Origin of the sequence: Pseudarthrobacter sp. NBSH8 (assembly GCF_014217545.1) — a bacterium.
In the GTDB taxonomy this organism is placed as follows: domain Bacteria; phylum Actinomycetota; class Actinomycetes; order Actinomycetales; family Micrococcaceae; genus Arthrobacter.
The window spans coordinates 2341124-2365606 of record NZ_CP043178.1 but is presented as its reverse complement, the minus strand read 5'-3'; the positions used below and the strand labels follow the sequence as shown (position 1 = coordinate 2365606).

20 protein-coding genes are annotated in these 24483 nt (G+C 64.3%); 16 read left to right on the top strand and 4 right to left on the bottom strand.

What is annotated here, in order from left to right; translation table 11 throughout:
* Positions 1-2: 2 nt before the first annotated feature.
* From FYJ92_RS10820 to metE, 7 genes are all read left to right on the top strand, one after another.
* Positions 3-887, top strand: a complete 885-nt coding sequence (locus FYJ92_RS10820; protein WP_185260747.1) for a DUF58 domain-containing protein — start codon at positions 3-5, stop codon at positions 885-887.
* Positions 877-1347 carry a hypothetical protein gene (locus FYJ92_RS10815; protein WP_185260746.1) on the top strand — a complete coding sequence of 157 codons (471 nt, stop codon included), beginning with the start codon at positions 877-879 and terminating at the stop codon, positions 1345-1347. The genes FYJ92_RS10820 and FYJ92_RS10815 overlap by 11 nt, the downstream gene beginning before the upstream one ends.
* Positions 1338-2351, top strand: coding sequence for a VWA domain-containing protein (locus FYJ92_RS10810; protein WP_185260745.1), 1014 nt, complete (start codon positions 1338-1340; stop codon positions 2349-2351). The genes FYJ92_RS10815 and FYJ92_RS10810 overlap by 10 nt, the downstream gene beginning before the upstream one ends.
* Complete coding sequence (locus FYJ92_RS10805; protein WP_185260744.1) at positions 2348-3373, top strand: VWA domain-containing protein; 1026 nt, start codon at positions 2348-2350, stop codon at positions 3371-3373. Before FYJ92_RS10810 ends, FYJ92_RS10805 begins: the two co-directional genes overlap by 4 nt.
* 110 nt (positions 3374-3483) lie before the next feature.
* Complete coding sequence (locus FYJ92_RS10800; protein ID WP_185260743.1) at positions 3484-4233, top strand: hypothetical protein; 750 nt, start codon at positions 3484-3486, stop codon at positions 4231-4233.
* Positions 4234-4608: 375 nt separating this feature from the next.
* Positions 4609-5574, top strand: coding sequence for a methylenetetrahydrofolate reductase (locus tag FYJ92_RS10795; RefSeq protein WP_185260742.1), 966 nt, complete (start codon positions 4609-4611; stop codon positions 5572-5574).
* 56 nt (positions 5575-5630) lie between these two features.
* Complete coding sequence (metE, locus tag FYJ92_RS10790; RefSeq protein ID WP_185260741.1) at positions 5631-7964, top strand: 5-methyltetrahydropteroyltriglutamate--homocysteine S-methyltransferase; 2334 nt, start codon at positions 5631-5633, stop codon at positions 7962-7964.
* Positions 7965-8095: 131 nt separating this feature from the next.
* Here metE and FYJ92_RS10785 read toward each other — a convergent pair whose 3' ends face one another.
* The 3 genes from FYJ92_RS10785 to FYJ92_RS10775 all read right to left on the bottom strand — a co-directional run bounded on the left by FYJ92_RS10785 (position 8096) and on the right by FYJ92_RS10775 (position 11564).
* Positions 8096-8602 (bottom strand): DUF2004 domain-containing protein, encoded by a 507-nt coding sequence (locus FYJ92_RS10785; protein WP_185260740.1) that lies wholly within the window; start codon positions 8600-8602, stop codon positions 8096-8098.
* 62 nt (positions 8603-8664) lie between these two features.
* The gene (locus FYJ92_RS10780) at positions 8665-10560 is read right to left on the bottom strand and encodes a BCCT family transporter (RefSeq protein WP_185260739.1); all 1896 of its coding nucleotides are present in this window, start codon (positions 10558-10560) and stop codon (positions 8665-8667) included.
* An 89-nt stretch (positions 10561-10649) separates the two neighbouring features.
* Complete coding sequence (locus FYJ92_RS10775) at positions 10650-11564, bottom strand: LysR family transcriptional regulator (RefSeq protein ID WP_185260738.1); 915 nt, start codon at positions 11562-11564, stop codon at positions 10650-10652.
* Between the two features lie 187 nt (positions 11565-11751).
* Here FYJ92_RS10775 and FYJ92_RS10770 point away from each other — a divergent pair, with 187 nt between their 5' ends.
* The 3 genes from FYJ92_RS10770 to FYJ92_RS10760 are packed head-to-tail and all read left to right on the top strand — an operon-like array spanning position 11752 to position 15226.
* Entirely contained in the window at positions 11752-13128 is a 1377-nt protein-coding gene (locus FYJ92_RS10770) for an NAD(P)/FAD-dependent oxidoreductase (RefSeq protein WP_185260737.1), read from the top strand.
* Positions 13125-13856 (top strand): DUF1365 domain-containing protein, encoded by a 732-nt coding sequence (locus FYJ92_RS10765; RefSeq protein ID WP_185260736.1) that lies wholly within the window; start codon positions 13125-13127, stop codon positions 13854-13856. The genes FYJ92_RS10770 and FYJ92_RS10765 overlap by 4 nt, the downstream gene beginning before the upstream one ends.
* Positions 13853-15226, top strand: a complete 1374-nt coding sequence (locus FYJ92_RS10760) for a class I SAM-dependent methyltransferase (RefSeq protein WP_185260735.1) — start codon at positions 13853-13855, stop codon at positions 15224-15226. Before FYJ92_RS10765 ends, FYJ92_RS10760 begins: the two co-directional genes overlap by 4 nt.
* A gap of 25 nt (positions 15227-15251) precedes the next feature.
* On the opposite strand, the gene FYJ92_RS10755 is transcribed toward FYJ92_RS10760, so the two are convergent.
* Positions 15252-16721 (bottom strand): HNH endonuclease signature motif containing protein, encoded by a 1470-nt coding sequence (locus FYJ92_RS10755; protein ID WP_185260734.1) that lies wholly within the window; start codon positions 16719-16721, stop codon positions 15252-15254.
* A gap of 140 nt (positions 16722-16861) precedes the next feature.
* On the opposite strand from FYJ92_RS10755, the gene FYJ92_RS10750 reads away from it, so the two are divergent.
* From FYJ92_RS10750 to FYJ92_RS10725, 6 genes are all read left to right on the top strand, one after another.
* Positions 16862-18637: a long-chain-fatty-acid--CoA ligase gene (locus tag FYJ92_RS10750; RefSeq protein WP_185260733.1), complete on the top strand. Its 1776-nt coding sequence runs from the start codon at positions 16862-16864 to the stop codon at positions 18635-18637.
* 359 nt (positions 18638-18996) lie between these two features.
* Entirely contained in the window at positions 18997-19242 is a 246-nt protein-coding gene (nrdH, locus tag FYJ92_RS10745; protein WP_009356333.1) for a glutaredoxin-like protein NrdH, read from the top strand.
* A 56-nt stretch (positions 19243-19298) separates the two neighbouring features.
* Entirely contained in the window at positions 19299-19772 is a 474-nt protein-coding gene (gene nrdI, locus FYJ92_RS10740; protein ID WP_185260732.1) for a class Ib ribonucleoside-diphosphate reductase assembly flavoprotein NrdI, read from the top strand.
* A gap of 65 nt (positions 19773-19837) precedes the next feature.
* Positions 19838-21958: a class 1b ribonucleoside-diphosphate reductase subunit alpha gene (nrdE, locus tag FYJ92_RS10735; protein ID WP_185263762.1), complete on the top strand. Its 2121-nt coding sequence runs from the start codon at positions 19838-19840 to the stop codon at positions 21956-21958.
* A gap of 91 nt (positions 21959-22049) precedes the next feature.
* Positions 22050-23024: a class 1b ribonucleoside-diphosphate reductase subunit beta gene (nrdF, locus tag FYJ92_RS10730; RefSeq protein WP_024368367.1), complete on the top strand. Its 975-nt coding sequence runs from the start codon at positions 22050-22052 to the stop codon at positions 23022-23024.
* A 773-nt stretch (positions 23025-23797) separates the two neighbouring features.
* Positions 23798-24379 carry a hypothetical protein gene (locus tag FYJ92_RS10725; protein WP_185260731.1) on the top strand — a complete coding sequence of 194 codons (582 nt, stop codon included), beginning with the start codon at positions 23798-23800 and terminating at the stop codon, positions 24377-24379.
* Positions 24380-24483 lie beyond the last annotated feature (104 nt).

The window sequence follows — 24483 nt, the reverse complement described above, 5'->3', positions numbered from 1 at the left end:
CAGTGACCAGCCTCCTGCCGCGCGTGAAGGCGAAGATGGCCATCTTCGCCCACCGGAAAGCCCGTGGCATGCTCGACGGCGAATATGGTTCAGTCTTCCGCGGCCGCAGCCTCGACTTTGAAGACCTGCGCGCCTATATCCCCGGCGACGACGTCCGCGACATCGACTGGAAGGCCACCGCCCGGTTCGGCTCGCCGCTCATCAAACGGTACATGGCCGTGCGGCGCCAGACCGTCCTGCTCATTGCCGACACCGGCCGGGGCATGGCTGCCGAGTCCCGCGACGGCGAAACCAAGAAGGACATCGCCGTGATGGCACTCGGTGTGGTGGGCTACCTGGCGCACCGGCACGGCGACGTGGTGGGTCTGGTCTGCGGAGACGGCAACGGGACGCGGTCCATCCCAGCCAAGGCGGGCGAGCCGCATCTGGAGCGGCTCCTGCGCGGGGTTGACTCGTCCACCTCCTTGCACTCCGGCCCCAGCAGGATCGAGGACCAGCTGGGATACGTGGCCCGCAACGTCAAGGGCCGGTTCCTGCTGTTTGTGGTCTCCGACGAACATGCTGCCGGTCCTGACACCGAACAGCTGCTCCGCAGGCTCCGTGCCCAGCACGAGATCCTCTGGCTCACCATCAGGGACGCCGACCTGGCCGGGGAAGGCCTTACCGGCCAGGACGCCTTCAGCGTGGCTGACTCCTCGGTGCTGCCAGCACACCTGGCGGCATCCCCGGCCATCGCGGCGGCCTACGCCAAGGCAGCCGGGGAGCGGGATGCCGCCCGGCACGCTTTGCTCCGCAGTACGGGCATCACCCAAGGCCACGTGGCCGGCAGCAGCGCGGTCATGACGGAACTCTTCGCCCTCCTGGAAAGGCACCGGCGTGCAGGCTGACCCGGGCATTTACGCACCCCTTCAGTACAGCCAGCCGTGGCTGTGGTCCGGGCTCGCACTCCTGGCCGTTGTCCTGGGCTGGTACACGTTCGTCTTCCTGGGCACGCGCAAACCAAGGGTTCCGGAGCAGGCGCCCCGGTTCACGCCGCGGCCGGACCTTGCCGGCCTCAAGGAGGCCTACCTGCAGAGGATCGACGCCGTCACCGCCAACGCTGCCGCAGGGCTCCTGACCGCACGCGAATCGCACCAGGAACTGAGCCTCCTGGTCCGCCGGTTCGCCCGCGCTGTCACCGGGATTGACGCGCCCCGGATGACCCTGGCGGAGCTGCACGGTCACCCTTTGCCGCCAGTGGCCGAGGCCGTCCGCAGGATCTACCCGGGCGAGTTCGGCCTGGAGCCGCTGCCGCCGGTGGCTCAATCAGCTGAGACTGCCCGCCAGGCGGTGTGGCAATGGAACTGATGTTCTGGTGGCTGATCCCGGCGGCACTGGTCATCGCGGGCCTGGCCGGATGGCGCGCCCTCCGCCCGGACCGTCAAGCCAACGCACGACGGCGGCCGGTCGCCAATGCGGACCGCCTCACCGCCCTGCCCGAATACCAGGCCGCCCTCCGCCGGCACCGCCGCTGGCTGGGGGTGGCCACCCTCGCGGCCATAACCCTGGTGGTCTCTGCGGTCGCAGCGGCAGCGCGCCCGGTGGAGCTGACCACCATCGCGCCGGAGCAGCGCAACCGGGACATCATGCTCTGCCTGGACACGTCGGGCTCGATGAGCAGCGCCGACTCGGCTGTGGTGCAGATGTTTGCCCACCTGGCGAAGGAGTTCGATGGTGAACGGATCGGCCTGACGGTTTTCGACAGCAGCGCCGTCCAGGTCTTCCCACTGACCGACGACTACGCATATGTCCAGGAGCAGCTGACGCTGGCCAAGGACGCCTTCGAGGGTAACCCCGGCAGCGCCGGATTCCTGGACGGCACCTGGAACGGCCGCGGATCGTCACTGATCGGCGACGGCCTGGCGTCCTGCGTCAACGGATTCCCGGACACACACGCCGCTGAGGCGGGGGAAGCAGATGCAGGCAGGCGGCGCTCGCGGTCCATCGTCCTGGCAACGGACAATTACCTGTCCGGCGATCCCATCTTCACTCTCGAGCAGGCGACCGCGCTGGCCAAGAAGCGCGACGTGCCCGTGTATGCCTTGAACCCCGGCGACTTCGACTATGGACCCGGCCCCGGCCAGCCCGGAGCCAGGCTGCGCGCGGTGGCAGAAACCAGCGGCGGAGCGTACTACCGGCTGGACAGCCAGGAAGCCGTGGCGGACATCGTCCGGTCCGTGCAGGAAACCGAAGCCACTGCCATGAAAGGCGCACCCCAGGCAGTGGTCTCGGACCGGCCCGAGCTGCCGCTCACCTTGGCGGTCCTGTCCGGCCTGGTGCTGGCCGGCGCATCGTGGAGGTTGCGGCCATGACACTGCAACTGATCCTGCCCTGGTGGGTTATGGCCCCGCTCATCGCCGCGACCGTGCTGTTTCTGGTCTGGCGCCTGGTCCAGGCTTCGCGGGCGCGCTCTGCCGGTGCACGCCGCGACTGGCTGTTCAGGGGCACCCTGGTGCTGCTGCTCCTTTCGGCGGCGCTCCGGCCGGGTGTTCCCGGTGGAAGTTCCCAAGCCGCGACGGCGGACGTCAACGTCTTCTTTGTGGTGGACACCAGCAGCAGCATCGCAGCCGAAGACTACGGCGACGGTTCACCCCGGCTTGAAAGGGTGCGGGAGGACATCATGGCCATCGCGAGTGAACTGGCCGGAGCCCGCTTTTCGCTCCTGACCTTCGACAGCAACGCCGTGGTCCGGATGCCCCTGACTACCGACACCACCGCCCTGGACACCAGCGTGTCCGTCCTAAAGCCCCAGGTCACCGCATTCTCCAAAGGCAGCAGCGTCACGGCTGCCGGAACCTTGCTGGCGGAACGGCTGCGGGCCGCCCGCGACAGCCATCCCGAACGGCCACGGCTGGTCTACTACCTGGGCGACGGTGAACAGACCAGCGCCCGGGCACCGGAACCTCTTCGGGTCGGCGGCGGCCTGGTGGACGGCGGTGCGGTGCTCGGCTATGGCACGGCGGGGGGTGGGCGGATGAAGGAAAACACGGGGCAGGGTCCGGGGCAGGACGTGGCTGCCGGCTACATCCAGGACCGGTCGTCCGGAATGGGCGGGGATGCGTTGTCGGTCATCGATGAGGTCCGGCTGCAGGGGATTTCCGGTCAGCTGGGGATTCCCTACGTCCACCGTTCGGCCGGAGATCCGGTGGCGCCGATGATGCAGGCCGCTGATCCCGGGGACCTCGAACGGGCAGCGGCGGATGGTGACGTTGCCGGCCGGACTGAGCTGTACTGGCTCCTGGCCGCCGGCGCGTTCCTGCTGGCCCTCCGAGAGGGTTTTCTGGTACTGAGCCAGTGGCGGCAGCTCCGACCGGTACAGGGAGTCCGAACATGATGCGTCCAGCGCCCACACGTCCAGCGCCCACACCTCCAGCGCCCACACCGGCGCCGCCCTTACCGACGTCGCTCGCACGCGAGCCCGCATCGCCCAGACGGGCAGCGCCGGTGAACTCCCGGGCCCGGCTGGAGCGCCGGCGTCGGCTGTTGTGGTGGTCGGCACTGCCCGCGCTCCTGGTCCTCTGCCTGTCGGCCAAAGTGATCAGTGTGGGCATTCTCGCCGACACTGCTGCCCGGTCTTTCGCGGCCGGAGACGCCGGCGCCGTGGCGGAAGCGGCGGCCGGACTGCGGATCGTCAACTTCGTTGAACTGCACAAGGCGCCGTTCACCGAGGGTGATGGGCTGTTCCTCGCGGGCGACTTCGCTGCCGCCCGCCAACGCTTCGAGGAGGCACTGTCCCTGGCGGGCACGGCCGACGAGTGCGTCGTCCGGGTCAACCTGGCGCTTACCATCGAACGCCTCGGTGACGCCCAGGCCAAAGCGGGAGATCCGACGGCGGCGGCCCGGCTCTTCGCCGAAGGTGTTGCCGTGGTGGAGGCTGCGCCGGAGGGTTGCTTCGAAACTGCCGAAGAAGCGGGCGAGGAAGCCGGCCCGGAGAACGGCGCAGGGGAGAAGCTGCATCAGGCGGCGGAACGGCTGCAGCAAAAGGCCGATGCAGCGGCGGCCGATAAGGCCAGTCCGCAACCGTCGGAACAGCCTGGGCAGGACGAGGTTCCCGCGGATCCGGGCCAGCAGAGCCAGCTTGAGCAGCTCCGGGACAGTGCCAAGAAAGCCCAAAGAGAGCGGAACTCCGGGCAGGAGCGGGACGAGTACCTCCGGGACGATGACTTCGGACCGGGCGTCGGCCGGCCCTGGTAGCAGGCCAAAGCAGCCGGGCTCCGCAGTATGCCCCGGTGAATTCTCTGACCAAACCAGCGAACAAAATTCTGCGCCAGAACGAAACACGCCGTAAAACTGCGTCTTAATTCGGCGGCCGACTTGAAGGGTGACCCGCCGGCTCCTAGAGTTCTATACAAGTTACCGAGGTAACGTGTCAGCGATCCTCCGATTGTGGAGGGTGTGGGTGCCCCCATGTGGGCCTGACATTTGCTCACGGACAACTTCATTACAGGCGTAACAGTCGCGGCTGCGTCCCTGTGGAGTTTTCCGTGTTCCCAAACTCAAATTCATTCCCGGCACCACCGTCACAATTGCTGACCGGTATCCGGCAATGGCCCAAAGCCAAGGACGCAAATGTCACCGCCAAGCCTTATCGAAACGCATCCGAATCTCTCCGAGACTGCTCCCGTGGCGCTCTCGTACGAGCTGTTCCCGCCCCGCTCGCCGGCTGCGGCCGAGTCGCTCTGGACCACCATCCGGGAACTGGAAACCACCGAACCGGACTACGTCTCCGTCACGTATGGTGCCAGTGGCTCGAACCGGGACACCGCGGTCGAACTCATCAACCGGCTCCTGCTGGAAACCACGCTCCGACCGCTGGCCCACCTCACCTGCGTTGGCAACACGCCGGAGGAACTGGCCGAAATCATCGGCGACCTCCTGGACACAGGGGTCCGGGGCATCCTGGCCCTCCGGGGCGACCAGCCCAAGGACGGTGCGCCGCTTGCCGCAGGGTCTCTGCGGTATGCGCAGGACCTGATCGAACTCATCCGGCGGGTTGAACAGCGTCGGTCGGCCCTGCTGTGTGCAGGCAAGATCGCCGTGGGCGTCGCCGCCTACCCCACCCGGCACCCGGAATCACCCAGTGAAGCCCACGACGTCGAGGTGCTGCTCGCCAAGCAGCGCTCCGGCGCCGACTTTGCCATCACCCAGGTCTTCTTCCACACCGAGCAGTACGCGAACCTCATCAGCCGCGCACGGCGGGCAGGGGTTACCATCCCTATCATCCCGGGCGTTATGCCGTTCACCAGCCTGCGCCGGGTCACACGGCTCGGGGAACTGACAGGTGTTGAGCCGGACCCGGAACTCCTGGCCCGGCTGGCAGCCGCGGACACTGATTCCGAACGCCTCCGGATCGGTGTCCGGGCCACGGTGGACCTGGCCAACGCGGCCCTCGAGGCCGGCGCGCCCGGTATCCACATCTACACGTTCAACGAACATCAGAGCGCGTTGGAGGTGCTGGACAAACTGGCACTCCCGCGCCAGTCCCGTTCAGTTGGCCGTCGCAGCGCCACCCTCCGGCGCCAGCTCGCCAGCTGACCTTCCAACATCCGCCAGACCATTCACAGTTTCCACTGACTCTCAAGGAATCTCCCATGACTGAACAGACTGCCACCCCGTTTCCGGCCGCGTCACTCCTCGGCTACCCGCGCATCGGCCGCCGCCGCGAGCTCAAGAAGGCCATCGAAGCCTACTGGGCCGGCAAAATCGACGCCGCTGCACTGGACGCTGCCGCCAAGGGCATCCAGCTGACCATCGCCAAGCGCCTGCAGGAACTGGGCCTCACCGAAGCTGCCGCCGTTCCGGGCACCTTCTCCTACTACGACCAGGTCCTGGACGCCACCGCCCACCTCGGCGCTGTCCCGGCCCGCTTCGGCAAGCTCCTCAACGCCGAAGGCCAGCTCGACATCGACGGCTACTTCACCCTGGCCCGTGGCACCAAAGACCAGCAGCCACTGGAAATGACCAAGTGGTTCGACACGAACTATCACTACCTCGTTCCGGAGATCGGCCCGGAGACCGAATTCACCCTGGCCTCCAACCGCATTGTTGAGGAATTCGAGTTTGCCTTGGCCAACGGCGTCGAGACCCGCCCGTACATCGTCGGCCCGGTCACCTACCTGCTGCTTTCCAAGGCTTCGGATGAGGCCCCCGCCGGCTTCGCTCCGCTGTCCCGCCTCAAGGACGTCCTGCCGGTCTACGTGCAGCTGCTCGGGAAGCTCGCCGCCGCAGGCGCCAGCTGGATTCAGCTGGACGAGCCAGCACTGGTGGTTGACCAGGACACCCCGGCCGCAGAAATCGAAGCAGCCGTTGCCCGCACCTACGAAGTTCTCTCCGCGGCAGCCAAGCGCCCCCAGATCCTCGTCTCCACCCCTTACGGTGCCCTCGACGGCCAGCTGGGCACACTTGCCGCCACGAACATCGACGCCCTGCACATTGACGCCTTCAAGGGTGCAGCCCCGTCCGCAGCTGCGCTGGCCGGCCTTGGCAACAAGACCCTGGTTGCCGGCGTCGTCGACGGCCACAACATCTGGCGCAACGACCTCGCAGTCGCTGCCGCCAAGCTGGATGAACTGAAGTCTGCCGCCGGCCGGATCGCCGTCAGCACCTCCACCTCCACCCAGCACGTCCCGCACGACGTCACCGAAGAGGGCCAGCTCTCCGAAGAGCTGCGCAGCTGGCTCGCGTTTGCCGACCAGAAGGCCGTAGAAGTCAAGACGCTCGCGTCCTACCTGGCCGACCCGGCCTCCGCACAGGCAGCCATCGACGAGGCGTCCGCCGTCATCGCAGCCCGCGCCATCGCCGAAGGCGTCCGCCGCGACGACGTCCGGGCCCGCACCGAGGCCCTGACCGCAGCGGACTTCAGCCGCTCCGCTTACACGGTCCGCGAAGCCGCCCAGGAAGAGGCCCTGCACCTCCCGCCGCTGCCCACCACCACCATCGGCTCCTTCCCGCAGACGTCCGAGATCCGCTCGGCGCGTGCCCGCAACAACAAGGGCGACCTCACCAACGAGCAGTACGGGCAGCTCATGAAGGACGAGATCAAGCGCGTCGTTGAGCTGCAGGAAGAGCTTGGCTACGACGTCCTGGTGCACGGCGAGCCCGAGCGCAATGACATGGTCCAGTACTTCGCCGAGAACCTCGAAGGCTTCGATGTGACGGTTCACGGCTGGGTCCAGTCCTACGGCTCACGCTGCACACGTCCGTCCATCCTCTGGGGCGACGTCACCCGCAGCGCCCCTATCACGGTGGCCTGGGCCGAGTACGCCCAGTCGCTGACCAGCAAGCCCATGAAGGGCATGCTCACGGGTCCGGTCACCATCCTGGCCTGGTCCTTCGTGCGCGATGACCAGCCCCTCGGCGAGACCGCCAACCAGGTTGGCCTGGCCTTGCGCGACGAAATCGCGGACCTCGAGGCTGCCGGCATCAAGGTCATCCAGGTGGATGAGCCCGCTCTTCGCGAACTCCTGCCGCTGCGCAAGGCCGATCACGCCGCCTACCTGAAGTGGTCAGTGGATTCCTTCCGTCTGGCCACCGCCGGTGCCGCTGACGCCACGCAGATCCACACCCACCTCTGCTACTCGGAGTTCGGCGTGATCATCGACGCCATCGACGGCCTCGATGCAGACGTCACCTCCATCGAAGCGGCACGGTCCCGCATGGAGGTTGTCCACGACCTCGAGTCCCACGGCTTCGGCCGCGGCGTTGGTCCGGGCGTCTACGACATCCACTCGCCGCGTGTTCCAGGCGAAGCAGAGGTCACCGAGCTCCTGGCGACCGCCGTCAAGCACGTCCCGTCCCGCCAGCTCTGGGTCAACCCGGACTGCGGCCTGAAGACCCGCGGCTACGCCGAGACCGAAGAGTCCCTGCGCAACCTGGTTAAGGCCACCAAGACGGTCCGCGCCGGCCTGTTGCAGTCCGCCAAGTAACAACGGTCTCACTAAGAGAACTCGCAGAGGCTCAAGGGCTAGTGCGGCCTGCCGCGCTGGCCCTTGAGAAGCGAGCGAACGGGCGGCCGGTCACCAAAAGGTGACCGGCCGCCGTCGTGCGTTAAGTGTGTTCAGGACTCCCAGAGGATTTCGTCGTCCACCACGCCGTCTTCGTCAGCGGCTACCACCAGCACCTCGTCCGTGAAGTGGGCGCCCAAGGTGAAGTCCATGACAAAGTAGCGCTCCGGCTGGCCGGGGAAGATGCCCACGTGGCCGAGCTTGAGGGCCTTGAGGAACACATCATTGGTGAGCTGGCTGCGCTCTTCAACACCAAAGACTTTCTGCAGGTGTTCGTCCTTCAGCGCGCTGCAGTGGAAGTGAAGGTATTCCTGCGGGCTGGTTCCTTCCTGGTCGAGTTCCTCGGCGATCATCTGCCGGACCTCGTCCACAAGTTCGGGAAGGAACCGAAGCCGGTAGTCCACTTTGTGCATGGCCGCTTCGTCAAAATGGTCGTGCGCGTTGATGTTGAGGTCGAGTTCCAGCGTATGGCCGCCGAGTTCGTGCTTGGCGGCGACGTTGTGATCCCGGCCGTGGTTGAGTTCGAATTCGCCAAAGTGCCGGCTCGCTACCCTGTTCATATCTTCAACATAGTCCTCTCTGGCAGTCCATTCCAGCGTTGACCCGGTCTTTCAACCCTGGCTTACCAGCGGGAGGGTTCCTGGTCGCCCCGGTTCGGGACGTCCTTGACATCGCGGGTCGCCGACGGATCGTGATCCACTACGTTGTCAACGTCCGAGATCAGGACGCCGTCAGGCTCGGCGTTCTCGACCTGCAGTGCATGCTCCGAGGCGTGCCGCGGTTCCGGTTCCGCCGCCATGATGGTATCCACCGCTGCGGTGGAGGGTTCGGGGCTCGGCAGGATCTCCTCAGGCACTGCTGCCCCTGTGGGTGCGTTGCGGCGGCGCAACATCTGCATCCAGCGCGGGCTGCTGCCCAGGATGCCGTGCTCGGCGAGCTCTTCAACCTCCAGGCCGTAGAAGTCACCGATGTGGTCCACAAGTTGTGCACGGCGTGCACGCTCGTAGGCCCGGCGTTCCCGGCTGAAGGCGATGTAGGTGGACCAGCAGATCAGCAGCATAACCACACTGAACGGCAGGGCAATGATGATCGCCGCAGTCTGGAGCGCCACGAGGCCTCCCGAGATCAGCAGCGAGATGGCCAGGACCGCTGTAATGAGGACAAAAAAGGTACGGATACGCTTCTTGGGATTGACCTGCCCGCCAGTGGCGATCATGCCCATCACGAGCGCGCCGGAGTCTGAGGACGTGATGAAGAAAATGGCGATCAGCAGGATAACGCCGACAGTCAGGACCGGGGTGCCCGGAACGTAGGAGAGCATGCTGAACAGGGCGCTGGAAGCACTAACGCTGCCGTCGGCGCCGATCAGGGTTCCGCTGCCGCTTAACTCAACGGCAAGGGCCGTGCCGCCGAGGACGCTGAACCAGAGCATACCGATGACGGTCGGTACCAGGATGACCCCGGCCACGAACTGGCGGACGGTCCGGCCCCGCGAAATACGGGCAATGAAGATTCCAACGAAGGGGGCCCACGAGATCCACCAGCCCCAGTAGAAGGAGGTCCAGGAGGCCTGCCAGGAGGCGCCGGCTTCGCCGGAGAAGGCGTTGACGTTAAAGGACAGGGCCGCGAAGTTCTGGACGTAGGCGCCGATCGACTGCACAAATTCGCGCAGCAGGAACGTCGACGGACCGAAGAACAACAGGTAGACGACCAGCAGGCCGGCCAGCACAAGGTTGATGCTGGAAAGCCACTTCATGCCCTTGGTCAGTCCAGAGAGGACAGAGAGCAGCACAAAGAAGGAAATGATGATGATAATAACGATTTCTGACCCGCGGGTCGCCGGTACCAGGTTGATGCTTTCCAGCCCGGCACTGATCTGCAGCACCCCGAGGCCCAGCGAGGTCGCCACACCGAAGAGGGTGCCGACCAATGCGACGACGTCAATGACGTTGCCCCAGGCGCCCTGGACGCGTTTGCCCAGGAGCGGCTCAAGGGCCCAGCGGATCGAGACCGGGCGCTTACGCCGGTGGATGGCGTAGGCCAGGGCGAGGCCGATCACCACATAGATGGACCAGGCATGCACACCCCAGTGCAGGAACGTCTGGCTGAGGGCCTGCTGCGCAAGCTCGGACGGCGTCCCGCTCACGCCGGGGCGAGGATTCGCGAAGTGGCTCAGCGGCTCGGTGACACCGTAGAACACCAGGCCGATTCCCATGCCGGCGGCGAACAGCAGTGCGAACCACGCCATCAGCGAGAATTCAGGTTCGTCGTCGTCGTGCCCGAGCTTGATATCACCAAAGCGGCTGAAGCCCAGGAACAGGCTGAAGACGACGAAGAAGCTGGTGATGAGGACGTAGTACCAGTTGAAGGAGTTAACGATGTTCGACTGGATGGTGCTGAACATCGCCTCCGCGGCCTTTGGAGCCAACAGGGCAAATGACGCGAAAACGGTCACCAGCACTGCGGCGGGCCAGAAGACCCAGCGCTCAACTATTCGTGGTTTTGGGGTTTCAGACATCCTTCTAGGCTAACCCCCGGGGTCATCCTGCGCCGACCTGAAGCTTCAGTTGCCTGGCTGCGGGCCGGCTGGAACCGATAACCGGGACGCTAACCTCGGGCAGGGGCCTGGTTCATGGTATCGGCGAGCAGGTCCACAAACAGCTGCACCCGGGCGGTCTTCTTCTCGTTGATGAGCAGGGCAAACACGTTCCGGGCCAGCCGGATCTCGGGAACGTCCAGCACCACAACGCCAGCCGGCCGGTGCCGCAATGCGAGCTCGGGCACCAGTGCGGCGCCCAGTCCGGCGGCCGCCATTTCGAGGCTGGCATGGAAATCGTCGCTGTGGGCCACCACGCGCGGATACAGGTTGCAGCTGGCAAAGAGCCGATCGATCACCACGGCATCGGGGCTCCCGGGGTGGTGCATGATCCAGGGCAGTTCGGACAAATGGTCCGCCGCCACCTTGGCGTCCGTGCGGAACCCCCAGGCCGCGGGCAGCACCACGCGGAAGTTGTCGTCGCCGATCCACTGCCGGTTGATAGTGTGCGGCCAGGCGAGCCCCGACTGGCCCACCTGGAAGACCAACGCCACATCCAGCTCCCCGCCGGTGCGCAGTCCCTGGATGGTCTGGGCCGGCTCGGCCACGGACACCTTGAGGTCGATGCCCAGGTCTTTCCACGCCGGATTCTTCAAGATGCGGGGGAGGACGTAGGTGGCCAGGCTGGGAAAGATTCCCAGCCGCAGCTCCTGGCTGGAGCTGCTGTGTGTCTTCGAGGCTGCCGCCATCAGGGCTTCGATGTCCGTCAGGACCTTCGCGGCGTGCCGGGTCATCACCACCGCGGCTTCGGTGGGGACCACGCTGCGGGCCGAACGCTGGAACAGGACCACATCCGTCTCGCGTTCCAGGGCGGACATCTGCTGCGACACCGCCGACGCCGTGTATCCCAGGCGTGCCGCTGCGGCCGCAAACGAGCCCAGCCGGGTAACTTCGAGGAGAGTCTTCAGATGAACGGGATTTACCAAGGCAGTCCTTCGGTCGGGGCCGCCTGAGCACCGTGTGGTACCGGTTCTGGAAGGCCCGCTTTATTCTGGCACAAAGAATAACTTCAAACTCAGTCATCCACCGGCCCCACGGCGTCGAACTGCCCCTAGAGAGTTTGCACCGAGCAAGTGCACCACGAAGTCCGAGCAGGGGAGCAGAACAGTGTTTTTGGCAGGGAACTCGACCTTCAAGCCGCAGGGACGGCGCATTGCTGTTGTGGGCAGTGGTGTGGCGGGCCTGACGGCCGCGTATGTCCTGAACCGTCACGACAACGTCACCCTCTTTGAGGCGGACAGCAGGCTGGGCGGCCACGCGCACACCCATAACGTTCCGCAGCCGGATGGATCCACCCTCGGCATCGATACCGGCTTCATTGTCCACAACGAGCGGACCTATCCCACCCTGCTGCGGCTGTTCGCGGAGCTGGGTGTAGAGACGCAGGACTCCGAAATGAGCATGTCCGTCCGCTGTGACGGCTGCGGTCTGGAGTACGCCGGGGCCCGTGGGGGCGGCCGCGGGATCATCGCGCGCCCGTCCAGTCTCCTGCGCGGGCGCTACCTGCTGATGCTGCTGGAGGTCATGCGCTTCTACCGCAGGGCCCGGGCGATGATTGAGGCGGCCCCAACGTCCGACGCCGGTCCTGGTGCGGGCGGCGCGGAGCCCACCCTCGGTGAATTCCTGGCAAAGGAACGCTTCAGCAAGTACTTCATCTCGCATTTCATGACGCCGGTGGTCAGCGCGGTCTGGTCGTGCGATCCCACCACAGCGCTGTCCTACCCGGCGCGGTACCTTTTCACCTTCCTGGGACACCACGGCATGCTGGGCGTCAAGGGTTCGCCGCAGTGGCGGACGGTCACCGGCGGTTCGGGGCAGTACGTGGCGAAGCTGGCCGCCACGTTGCCGGATATCCGGCTTAACAGTCCTGTCACCGGCATCCGGCGCCACGCGCTCGGTGTGGAACTGACCACCGAGCAGGGAATTGAAGATTTCGAGGCAGTGGTCATAGCCACGCACCCGGCCCAGGTCCTGGGCTTCCTCGCGGACGCCACGCCGGCCGAGAAGGAAGCCCTCGGGCAGATGCCGTACTCCGTCAACCACACCGTTTTCCACCGGGACCCGGCCGTCCTGCCCGCCGCGGACAATGCCAGGGCGTCCTGGAACTACCGGCTCCCGGACTGCGAAGCCCGTCCGGACAAGGTACTGGTCAGCTACGATCTCACCCGGCTGCAGCGCCTGCGGCCGGCGGATGGCCAGCCGTACCTGGTGAGCCTGGGGGAGTCCGAGCTCATCGCGGAGGACCGGGTGCTGGAACATTTGGTCTACGAACACCCCCAGTACACGCCCGAATCACTGCGGGCACAGCAGCGTATTGCGGCCCTGAGCGATGACCGCATCGCCTACGCCGGCGCCTACTTGGGCTGGGGCTTCCATGAAGATGGCGCCCTGGCCGGTGTCCGTGCCGCAGCGAGCCTGGGGCGCACCTGGGATACGCCCAGGATGAAGGCGCACAAGCCTGAGCTGCTTTCTGCCTCGGAGGGCGCATGAGCTCAACCGCAGCCATCTACCGCACGTCCATTTCCCACGTGCGCCAGAGTCCGCTGAAGAACGCGTTCACGTACCGGAGCTACAGCTGGTTTGTGGACGTGGACCGGCTCCCCGTTCTGCCCCGGTTCATGCGGCCGCTGGCTGTCTTCCGGGCCGCCGACCACCTGGGCGATCCCGGGGCCACCATCCGCAGCAACGTGGAACGGTACCTGCGGACCCGGGGGATGGAGCCCGACGGCGGGTCCATCCGGATGCTGACCAGTGCCCGGGTTTTCGGGCACGTCTTCAACCCGCTCACGCTCTTCTGGTGCTATGGGATGTCCGGGGAGCTGCGGTGCGTCATTGCCGAGGTTCACAACACCTACGGCGAACGCCACTGCTACCTCCTGGAAACGGATCCTTCCGGCCGGGCCAGCGTGCCGAAGGCCTTCTACGTTTCACCGTTCAATGACGTTGACGGGCAGTACAGGATGAAGCTGCCCGCGCCGGAGCAGCGGCTGTCCGTCTCCATTGTCCTGGAGCGGGAGGGGCAGCGGCCGTTCGCCGCGACCATGGACGGGGACCGGCGCCCGGCCACCGTCAGGAACATCCTGGCAGCGGCCGTTGCAGTCCCGGCCGCGCCGCTGCTGGTATCGGCGCTGATCCGGATTCAGGGCATCAAACTCTGGGCACGACGCCTGCCAGTCATCAAAAAACCACATCACCCCTCACAGGAGGCAGTCCAATGACCATGACCGATGAAAACGGAACAGCCGCGACTGCGGAGGTTTCCGCCGCGAAGCCAGCCGCACGGCACCTGGTGACAGGGCAGGCTGCTGGCGGGGTACCGGCGTCGCCGGCCACCATTGATCCGGACGTGTGGCCCGGTGTTGCCCACGCGCCGTCGGGCACTAAAGCGCTGGTGGCAGGCAAAGCCGCCGGCCTGCTGTTCAAGGCGGCCGTACGACGGCTCCCCCTTCGCGTTGCCTACCCGGACGGTTCAGTGCTGGGCACCGGCGGCCCGGACGCTCCGGTGATGACCATGGTCAGGCCGGCAGTGTTCGAAGTGCGGATCGGGGACAACGGCCTGATCGGGCTGGGCGAATCATTTATGGCCGGGGATTGGGAGGCGTCGGACCTCGCGGGGGTGCTGGAGGTCTTCGCCGCGTCCGTGGACACGCTGATCCCCGCACCGCTGCAGAGGCTGCGGACGCTGTACCTGCCGCGGACGCCGCGGCAGGAACGCAATGAAGAACACAACACCCGCAGCAACATCTCGCGGCACTACGACCTCTCCAACGAGCTCTTCTCCAACTTCCTGGACACCACCATGAGCTACTCCTCGGCGCTTTTCCCGCTGAGTGACGGTGCACTGGATTCGGTCCCGTGGGACGCATTGGCGGAGGCCCAACAGGCCAAGATCGACAGGCTGCTGGACAAAGCAGGCGTCGGATCGGGCACGCGGCTGCTGGAGATCGGCACCGGCTGGGGTGAATTGGCCCTCCGGGCAGCAGCCCGCGGTGCCACTGTCTACAGTGTGACGCTCTCCAGTGAACAGCGGGCGCTGGCGCAGGAACGCATTGCCGCCGCCGGCTACGCAGACCTGGTGACCGTGGCGCTGCAGGACTACCGGGCCGTGGAAGGCGAGTTCGACGCCATTGTGTCCGTGGAGATGATCGAGGCGGTTGGTTATGAGTACTGGCCCATTTACTTCCAGACCATCGACCGCGTACTGGCCCCGGGTGGGAAGGTGGCCATCCAGGCCATCACCATGCCGCACGGCCGCATGCTGGCCACGCGCAACGCCTACACCTGGGTGCACAAGTACATCTTCCCCGGCGGCTTCCTGCCGTCCGTGCGGGCCATCGAAAGCGTGACCCAGCAGCACACCACATTGCGGGTTCGGGAGCGGATGGGCCTGGGCGATCACTACGCCGCGACCCTCCGCCTCTGGGAGGAGCAGTTCCTCGCGCGCTCGGAGGAAGTCGGTGGGCTCGGCTTTGACGCAGTGTTCCAGCGGATGTGGCTGTTCTACCTCTGCTACTCACGGGCAGGTTTCCAGTCCGGCTACCTGGACGTGCAGCAGATTGTCCTGGACCGCCGGGAGGCCCAGCTGTAGCAGCGGTCCCGCCGATCGGCCCTTCTTAAGCCCGGGCGTGGAAGAGCCTCTCCAATCCCTCTTCCCCAAGCGAAAGTCCGATGTGGACAAGGTCCGGGTAGCCGTCCGTAAGAGTTTCCTGGGGTTTGAGTTGGTTGGGCCAGTGCGGTGGTTCCCAGTCTTGATGTTCGCTTGTATAGCGCCTGCCCGAGGGGGAAATCCAGCCTGGTGGTTTGGTTTTGGAGGCTGGTGTGGGTTGCCAGCCTCCGTTGTGCCGGAGTTTGTGGTGTTTGGGGCATGGCTGTCCCAGATTCGAGACCCCTGTGGTGCCGCCCTTGGCCCAGGCGAGGATATGGTCGGCCTCGTTGTCCAGTGAGTTGTTGCTGCAGCCCGGGAAGGGACACTTGCCGTCCCGCAGTCGCAACCACTGCCGCATGGCCTTGCTCAGCCGGTAACTGGACCGCCCGATCTCCAGCGGAGCCCCGTCCCGGGGGTCAATCAGGACCCGGTAGAACGAGCCGGCACCGTTCGCCACGAGATCCCGGGCCATCGATGCCGGGATGGGGCCGTAGCCGTCCAGCATCGCTGGCTCATCGGTGGCGCCGAGCAGGGAGAACACCGGGACCGTCACCAGGACTTCGGCCCGCGACGGCGGAACCTGCCCGGGGTCGCTTCCTTCCGCGCTGCCGTTGCGGCCCTGGTTTCCGTTGCCAAGGAGGGCGGCGGCGAATACGTCGGCGCGGAGTTGGGTGAGGGTGCGGGGCTCGTCGGGGCCCTGCAAACCGCGTGCGATGGCGGTGGTCCGGTTCCAGATTGCGACCGCCTGGTTCGCCGGGAGGTAAGCCGAAAGCCAGGCCATCCCGTCATGGTCCGGTGCGTACTCGACGCGACGGTCGAGGACACCTTTCGCGTGGCGCTTTTCGATGCTTTCGGTGTTGTGGCGTTCGCGCCAGGTACGGGCCTTGTGTCGGAACCGGGATGCCGGCATTTCGCCGGCAGGACATCCACTTGCCGAGCCCGGCGCGTCCGGGTCCAGGAAGTGGGCCTCAAGCGCGGCGGCACCGGTCTGGTCAAGGGTGGCAGCTTCGTCGGCCATGACCCGGGCGTGCTGCCAGGAGATGGTTCCGGACTGCAGGCCGGCCATGGTCAACGGCAATGTATTGGTCAGGGCGTGGGAGACCCCCAGGAACGAACCGGCCGCCCGGTCACCGATAGTCAGGGCACACCCAACCTCCGCAGTGACTGCCATTTCCTGCGCCTGGACCGAAGCATCCGGAGGAGCCACCGCCCGGGCAATATCTGCGTACTGCACGGCAGCCCCGGCCTTCACGCCCGCCATCTGTGCATCCACTGCCGCAGCCCCAATCAGAATATCGAGGCAATCCTCGGACAATCCCCGTAACGGATCGCCCTCCGCTGAAAGTCCACCGGAACCGTGTTCGTTCACGACGCCGGTGAGCGTGGCAACGGCCGCGGTGATGTCCGCATACGCCTTTGCCACTGCCGGGTTCCTCATGTATCCATCATGACAAGGGGGTCTGACATTCAAGCGAGACCGCAATTAAAGGCCCGCTCATCCGTCTGCGCACCGGTAGGATTCTTGCGGCGTGCAGGTCAGCGCGCACACTCGGCAAATTCCGGCGGCAAGGACTGATGATGAAAAAGACCACGCGGCAGGCGCCCGACGGCGGTACGGGGCAGGGCGCGCCGGGGCGGCCATGGAGTGAGCGCCCGTGGACGAGCTCCTACGGGCCGGGTGTCCCGGCGGACCTGGTGCTGCCGAAGGGTTCGCTGGTGGACCTCATGGACACGTCCGTGCGCCGCTACGGGTCCAAGACCGCTTTGGAGTTTTTCGGCGCCGGCACTACCTACCGTGAGCTCGGAAGACTGATCAACCGGGCCGCCGCGGGCCTGAAGAAACTGGGTGTCAAATCCGGCGACAGGGTGGCCCTCGTGATGCCGAACTGCCCGCAGCACGTGGTCGCCTTCCATGCCGTGCTGCGCCTCGGAGCCGTGGTGGTCGAACACAACCCGCTCTACACGGACCGCGAACTGCGGCACCTGTTCGAGGACCATGAGTCCGCCGTCGCGATCGTTTGGGACAAGGCTGTGGAGCGGGTCCGCCAATTGCCGGCCGACGTCGGGCTCCGCACTATTGTCTCGGTGGAGCTCATCTCTGCGATGCCGCTGCCGCAGCGCCTGGCGCTGCGGCTTCCGGTACCTGCCGCCCGCAAGGCCCGTGCTGCCCTCACCGTCGGCAAGGACGAGCCCAAGGGCCGGCCCGCGCCCGGCCCGCGCCCGGTGCTGCCATGGAGGCAGCTCCTCGAAGCTGGGGAGCTCAAGAAGAAACATCCGAGTCCCGGTGCCCAGGACCTTGCCGTCCTCCAGTACACGTCCGGCACCACCGGCTTGCCTAAGGGCGCCATGCTCACCCACGCCAATCTGCAGGCCAATGCCGCGCAGGGCCGTGCGTGGGTGCCCGGGCTGAAGGAGGGTAAGGAGACCGTCTATGCGGTGCTGCCGATGTTCCACGCTTATGGCCTCACCCTGTGCATGACGTTCGCCCTCAGCATCGGCGCGAAGCTGGTTCTGTTCCCCAAGTTCGACGTTGACCTCGTGTTGAAGGCGCTGAAGAAGTCTCCCGCCACGTTTTTGCCTGCCGTACCGCCGATCTATGACCGCATTGCGGCCGCGGCGGCGCAACGCGGCATAGGGCTGGAAAGCATCCGCTTCTCCATCTCCGGGGCCATGAACCTGCCCACTGAGACGGTGGAGACCTGGGAGAAAGTGACGGGTGGCTACCTTATCGAAGGCTACGGGCTGACCGAAACTTCCCCTATCGCCATTGGGAACCCCTTCGGACCGAGCAGGAAGCCCGGCACCGTGGGTGTGCCGTTTCCGCTGACAGACATCCGGGTGGTGGATCCGAAGAACGTGGCCCTGGACCGTGCCCCGGGGGAGGAGGGCGAACTCCTGATCCGCGGCCCGCAGGTGTTTTCCGGCTACTGGAACCGGCCGGAGGAGACGGAAGATTCACTGCTCGACGGCGGCTGGTTCCGCACCGGAGACATCGTTTCGGTAGATGATGACTACTTCGTCACCATCCGGGACAGGATCAAGGAACTGATCATCACCGGCGGCTTCAACGTTTCACCCAGTGAGGTGGAGGTCGTCATGGCCACCTTCCCGGGCATTTCGGAAGTCTCCGTGGTGGGGTTGCCCCGGCCCGGCGGGGGCGAGGACGTGGTAGCCGCCGTGGTCCCCACCCCGGGGACCACCATCGATCCTGCCGCTCTCCTGGCCTATGCCCGGGCACAGCTGACTGCCTACAAGGTGCCCCGCCGGGTGGTGGTGCTCGATTCCCTCCCGCGTTCGCTCATCGGCAAAGTCCTGCGCCGGGAGATCCGGGACAGCCTCGCAGCGATGGGTTGAAAGGAGCTACAGCATCCGTATGCCGTTGCTCTCATTCTCTAGCCGGAGGGCCACTACATGTAGTGCCCCGGGAGGCATTCCGCGCCCTCGGCCACAGGGCGCGACACGCCGCCCCGTATGCGACACGCTGGGGGTTAATTGTGGCTAAGTACTCCACAGGGTGTGGATTTCGTCCGCAAAAATGGCGGGATTCCGGACATTTTGCAGGCGCTTGCCTGTGGATTAAAAGTGCATTAAATGACATACTTGTAATACATCATCTTGGGGTTCCGAAGAGCCGTCTGCACTACATGTAGTATCGACGTACAGCTTGGGCAGGACTAAGACGAGCGAAGATTTCGATAAAGGGGACAGGGACAATGACCGTTACGGTTTACACCAAACCTGCGTGTGTACAGTGCAACGCAACCTACCGTGCGCTGGACAAAAAGGGCATCACTTACCAGAGCGTTGACATCTCCCAGGACGCCGATGCCCTCGAGCGCCTGAAGGCGCTGGGCTACATGCAGGCACCTGTTGTAGTCACGGACCAGGACCACTGGTCAGGCTTCCGCCCGGACAAGATCGAGGAACTGGCACTGTCTGCCGTTTCCTCCGTGGCCTAAGGCCTTAAACTTTCGCCAGCAGGCAACTTTCAATTCACACACATGAGGTGACTCCCGTGTCAGCACTGGCAGTAGCCAGGGCCCAGGTGGCCCCGTTGCAGCCTGACACCACACAGAGTCAGCTCATCTACTTTTCCTCCACCTCCGAGAACACCAGCCGCTTTGTCGCGAAGCTCGGACGTGAGCTGGCACGGATCCCGCTCCATGCAAAGGATGCACCCCTTCTCGCCACCCGGCCTTACGTGCTGGTAGTGCCGACCTACGGGGGCACCGGGGGAGAGGGCTCAGTGCCCAAGCAGGTGATTCGCTTTCTGAACGACCCGCAGAACAGGCAACTGATCTGTGGGGTTATCGGTGCCGGCAACACAAACTTCGGGGACAACTACTGCATGGCCGCGGACATCATTGCCGCCAAATGCAACGTCCTCCGGCTTTACAGATTTGAACTTATGGGCACGCCAGAAGACGTCGCCCGCGTACACAATGGATTGGACACGTTTTGGACACGACTGTCGCAGAAACAGAAGTAACCAGGGCCGAAGGCCAGGGCACCGCCGCTGCCGAAAAGCGGAGTGCCGCCGTCGAAAAGCCCGAGATGCCGGCCGCCTATAAGGGGCTGGGCTATCACGAGCTCAACGCCATGCTGAACCTGTACGGCCCCAACGGAGAGATCCAGTTCGAGGCCGACCGCGAGGCTGCACACCAGTACTTCCTGCAGCACGTGAACAACAACACCGTCTTTTTCCATGACCTGGAAGAGAAGCTCGACTACCTGGTGAAGAACCAGTACTACGAGCGCGAAACCCTTGACCAGTACACGATGAACTTCATCCGCGAGCTCTACAACCGCGCGTACAAGAAGAAGTTCCGCTTCGAAACCTTCCTGGGCGCGTTCAAGTTCTACACGTCCTACACACTGAAGACGTTCGACGGCAATCGATTCCTGGAGCGCTACGAGGACCGCGTCTGCATGGTGGCCCTGCACCTGGCCCGCGGCGACGAACAGCTCGCCCTGCAGATGGTGGACGAGATCATCGAAGGCCGCTTCCAGCCGGCTACACCCACGTTCCTGAACGCCGGCAAGCGCCAGCGTGGCGAGCTGGTCTCCTGCTTCCTGCTCCGCATCGAAGACAACATGGAGTCGATCGGCCGGTCCATCAACTCGGCGCTGCAGCTGTCCAAGCGCGGTGGCGGTGTGGCGTTCGCGCTGACCAACATCCGCGAAGTCGGCGCCCCGATCAAGCAGATCGAGAACCAGTCCTCCGGCGTTATCCCCGTGATGAAGCTCCTCGAGGACAGTTTCTCCTACGCCAACCAGCTCGGTGCCCGCCAGGGTGCCGGCGCCGTGTACCTGCACGCGCACCACCCGGACATCTACCGCTTCCTGGACACCAAGCGCGAGAACGCGGATGAGAAGATCCGCATCAAGACCCTCTCGCTGGGCGTTGTCATCCCGGACATCACGTTCGAGCTGGCCAAGAAGGACGAGGACATGTACCTGTTCTCCCCGTACGACGTCGAACGGGTCTACGGCATGCCGTTTTCCGACGTCTCGGTCACCGAGAAGTACTACGAGATGGTGGACGATTCCCGGATCAAGAAGACCAAGATCAAGGCGCGCGAGTTCTTCCAGACCCTCGCCGAGATCCAGTTCGAATCCGGCTACCCGTACATCATGTTCGAGGACACCGTGAACCGGGAAAACCCGATCGACGGCAAGATCATCATGTCCAACCTGTGCTCGGAGATCCTCCAGGTTTCGCAGCCCACCACGTACCACGATGACCTGTCCTACGACCAGACCGGCAAGGATATCTCCTGCAACCTGGGTTCGCTGAACATCGCCAAGGCCATGGACAGCCCGGACTTCGGCCTGACCATCGAGACGGCCATCCGGTCCCTCTCGGCGGTCTCGGACATGTCCAATATCACCTCCGTGCCGTCCATCGCCCGCGGCAACGACCAGTCCCACGCCATCGGCCTGGGCCAGATGAACCTGCACGGCTACCTTGCACGCGAGCGGGTCCACTACGGTTCCGAAGAGGGCCTGGACTTCACCAACATCTACTTCTACTCGGTGGTGTACCACGCGGTCCGCGCCTCGAACCTGCTGTCCATCCAAACCGGGCAGACCTTCGGCGGCTTCGAGAAGTCCAAGTACGCCTCGGGCGAGTTCTTCGACAAGTACACGGACCAGGAGTGGGTGCCGCAGACCGCCAAGGTTGCGGAACTGTTCAAGAACATCCACATCCCCACGCAGGATGACTGGCGCGAGCTGAAGGCTTCCGTCATGGAGCACGGCATCTACAACCAGAACCTGCAGGCCGTCCCGCCGACGGGCTCGATCTCCTACATCAACAACTCCACCTCCTCGATCCACCCGGTGGCGTCCAAGATCGAGATCCGCAAGGAAGGCAAGTTGGGCCGCGTGTACTACCCGGCCCCGTACCTGACGAACGACAACCTGGAGTACTACCAGGACGCGTACGAGCTCGGCTACGAGAAGGTCATCGACACCTACGCCGCAGCCACCCAGCACGTGGACCAGGGCCTGTCCCTGACGCTGTTCTTCAAGGACACGGCCACCACGCGCGACATCAACCGGGCCCAGATCTACGCCTGGAAGAAGGGCATCAAGACCATCTACTACATCCGTCTCCGCCAGCTCGCGCTGGAGGGAACCGAGGTGGACGGCTGCGTCAGCTGCATGCTTTAATCTTCAACTAAATCTGGACAGTACGACGGCGGGCGCCCGCCCGCCGTCGTACGCTTAACTTCAAAGAACGACCCAACTTTTAGGGGATGACATGACCGAGAAGGTCAAGCTGCTTAGCCACGTCGAAGCGATCAACTGGAACCGCATCCAGGACGATAAGGACGTAGACGTCTGGAACCGTCTGGTCAACAACTTCTGGCTGCCCGAAAAGATCCCGCTCTCCAACGACGTGCAGTCGTGGGCCACGCTGACCCCGGACGAGCAGCAGCTCACCATGCGCGTGTTCACGGGCCTGACGCTGCTGGACACCATCCAGGGCACCGTCGGCGCCGTCTCTCTGATTCCGGACGCGATCACCCCGCACGAGGAAGCCGTTTACACGAACATCGCGTTCATGGAGTCCGTACACGCCAAGAGCTACTCCTCCATCTTCTCCACGCTGGCCTCCACCAAGGAGATCGACGAGGCCTTCCGCTGGTCCACAGAGAACGTGAACCTTCAGAAGAAGGCCCAGATCGTTATGGACTACTACCAGGGCGATGACCCCCTGAAGCGCAAGGTGGCCTCCACGCTGCTGGAGTCCTTCCTGTTCTACTCGGGCTTCTACCTGCCGATGTACTGGTCTTCACGCGCCAAGCTGACGAACACGGCCGACCTGATCCGCCTGATCATCCGCGACGAGGCCGTGCACGGCTACTACATCGGCTACAAGTTCCAGAAGGGCCTGGAAGGTCTCTCCGAGGAGCGCAAGCAGGAGATCAAGGACTACACGTTCGAACTGCTCTTCGAGCTGTACGAGAACGAAGTCCAGTACACGCACGACCTTTACGACTCCGTTGGCCTCGCCGAGGACGTCAAGAAGTTCCTGCACTACAACGCCAACAAGGCGCTGATGAACCTGGGCTACGAGGCCATGTTCCCGGCTTCCGTCACCGACGTGAACCCGGCCATCCTCTCGGCGCTGTCACCGAACGCGGACGAAAACCACGACTTCTTCTCCGGGTCCGGTTCGTCATATGTGATCGGCAAGGCCGTCAATACTGAGGATGATGACTGGGACTTCTAGTCGACGTGCTCATTGCCAACCAACTTGGTCCTTTTGACAACCTAGTTGGTCCACGGTCAACGTAATTGGTCCTATGGTCCTTCGGCTGTCAACGAGGGGTTGGCCCCGCGCGTCTAAGCAAACGCGTGGGGCCTCGCTGGAGTCGCGGTAACGACGGCGGCGTCTACAGTTTGCCGGACAGCTGCCATCGGCGATCTTGGCGCGCGAGGCACCCAACACACGAGGCCCTCCTCGAGCTTGTTGAAAACGCCCGGACGATCGGCGCGCACCCTTGCCACCGAATCGGATGTTTTTGCCGACCTTCAGGCGCCTCCGCGCGCCGAACTGGGGAGCCTGCTGTTTTTGTATTTCTTTATACCTTTTGTACTTCGCGGGACGCTGCCCGCACACGACTGGCAAAAACTCGCCGGGCTGTCCTCGGGACGCTACGAGGGGACGTGAGATGTTGAACCAGTTGAGCTCTTTCGGAGCAAGTTGAGCTGATTCAGGGCAACTTGACCCTGATTGAACTTGCTCCGAATGTCACACCCAGGTAAGAGGTGACACGTTGCGTGGCATCGCACGTACCAAGTGGCTTTGCACAAGGGACTGAGTTGGCAGATTGCTGGCGCTGTCTTTTGGAACCAGTTGTCATTCGGCTCACTGGCCTTCCGTTTAGGTAGTGAACGAGTGATGGGTGCGGCCCATGCCGTACCCAATCGGCCAAGCGAAGAACGTCCGGCGTGGACAAACCATGTTGCGCCTTGCCCCGTGCCTTTTAGGAGACCCCCTTCGTGGACATTCTTACTTCTCTACAGCCCTTTCTTGGCCCCATCATTGGTGGTGGATTGGCACTCCTTGGTGGTTTCATCCAGGGGAAGCGGACGGAGAAAGCAACCAGGGAAACTGAACGGCGGAAGTTATCGCATGACTCCGCTCGGGAGATTACTGCTCAACTGGCCACGCTGAGCGGGGTTGCCCGAAAGCACCGCGATCACAATTCTCTTGATCTGACCGAGCAGGGCCAAGCTGAGCTCTGGGACTGTTGCTCCGCAATGGCACAACATGCCAGGTACATTAGCGATAACGGACTGCAGGATGCAGTGGTGGAGGCCGTAAGTTTTCTTCGGCCCCCACCCTATTTCGAAGAAGTATTGGGAAAGTCCGTGCCAGGAGTCGTTTACGACCTGGAGGGTTGGCTGGGCCCAATGGTCCAAGCTCACATCATGAGTCAAACTATGCCGCAGCGACCGGATTTCCTTGCGGACTACCGGAACGCATATGCGGACGCCGAAGAGATGTGGGCGAGTCAGATCGAGACGCAAGAAGCGTATTATGCGGAGGAAAGGGAGAAAGCGCGGAGAGCCCGGGAGTAGGAGCGCTAGGCTGCAGAAGCTTCAGTCGGTCAACCAACGCTACGGTCGCCGCCATCTTTCACGAGGTGGTTCGGTCGTCTAGATTGACGAAATACTCGCTGCCC

Excerpts from the sequence above, each read along its gene's own strand:
- FYJ92_RS10810 (WP_185260745.1), top strand. The coding sequence starts at position 1,338 with ATGGAACTGATGTTCTGGTGGCTGATCCCGGCGGCACTGGTCATCGCG.
- FYJ92_RS10805 (WP_185260744.1), top strand. The coding sequence starts at position 2,348 with ATGACACTGCAACTGATCCTGCCCTGGTGGGTTATGGCCCCGCTCATC.
- FYJ92_RS10795 (WP_185260742.1), top strand. The coding sequence starts at position 4,609 with ATGTCACCGCCAAGCCTTATCGAAACGCATCCGAATCTCTCCGAGACT.
- metE (WP_185260741.1), top strand. The coding sequence starts at position 5,631 with ATGACTGAACAGACTGCCACCCCGTTTCCGGCCGCGTCACTCCTCGGC.
- FYJ92_RS10785 (WP_185260740.1), bottom strand. The coding sequence starts at position 8,602 with ATGAACAGGGTAGCGAGCCGGCACTTTGGCGAATTCGAACTCAACCAC.
- FYJ92_RS10780 (WP_185260739.1), bottom strand. The coding sequence starts at position 10,560 with ATGTCTGAAACCCCAAAACCACGAATAGTTGAGCGCTGGGTCTTCTGG.
- FYJ92_RS10765 (WP_185260736.1), top strand. The coding sequence starts at position 13,125 with ATGAGCTCAACCGCAGCCATCTACCGCACGTCCATTTCCCACGTGCGC.
- FYJ92_RS10760 (WP_185260735.1), top strand. The coding sequence starts at position 13,853 with ATGACCATGACCGATGAAAACGGAACAGCCGCGACTGCGGAGGTTTCC.
- FYJ92_RS10755 (WP_185260734.1), bottom strand. The coding sequence starts at position 16,721 with ATGAGGAACCCGGCAGTGGCAAAGGCGTATGCGGACATCACCGCGGCC.
- FYJ92_RS10750 (WP_185260733.1), top strand. The coding sequence starts at position 16,862 with ATGAAAAAGACCACGCGGCAGGCGCCCGACGGCGGTACGGGGCAGGGC.
- nrdH (WP_009356333.1), top strand. The coding sequence starts at position 18,997 with ATGACCGTTACGGTTTACACCAAACCTGCGTGTGTACAGTGCAACGCA.
- nrdE (WP_185263762.1), top strand. The coding sequence starts at position 19,838 with ATGCCGGCCGCCTATAAGGGGCTGGGCTATCACGAGCTCAACGCCATG.
- nrdF (WP_024368367.1), top strand. The coding sequence starts at position 22,050 with ATGACCGAGAAGGTCAAGCTGCTTAGCCACGTCGAAGCGATCAACTGG.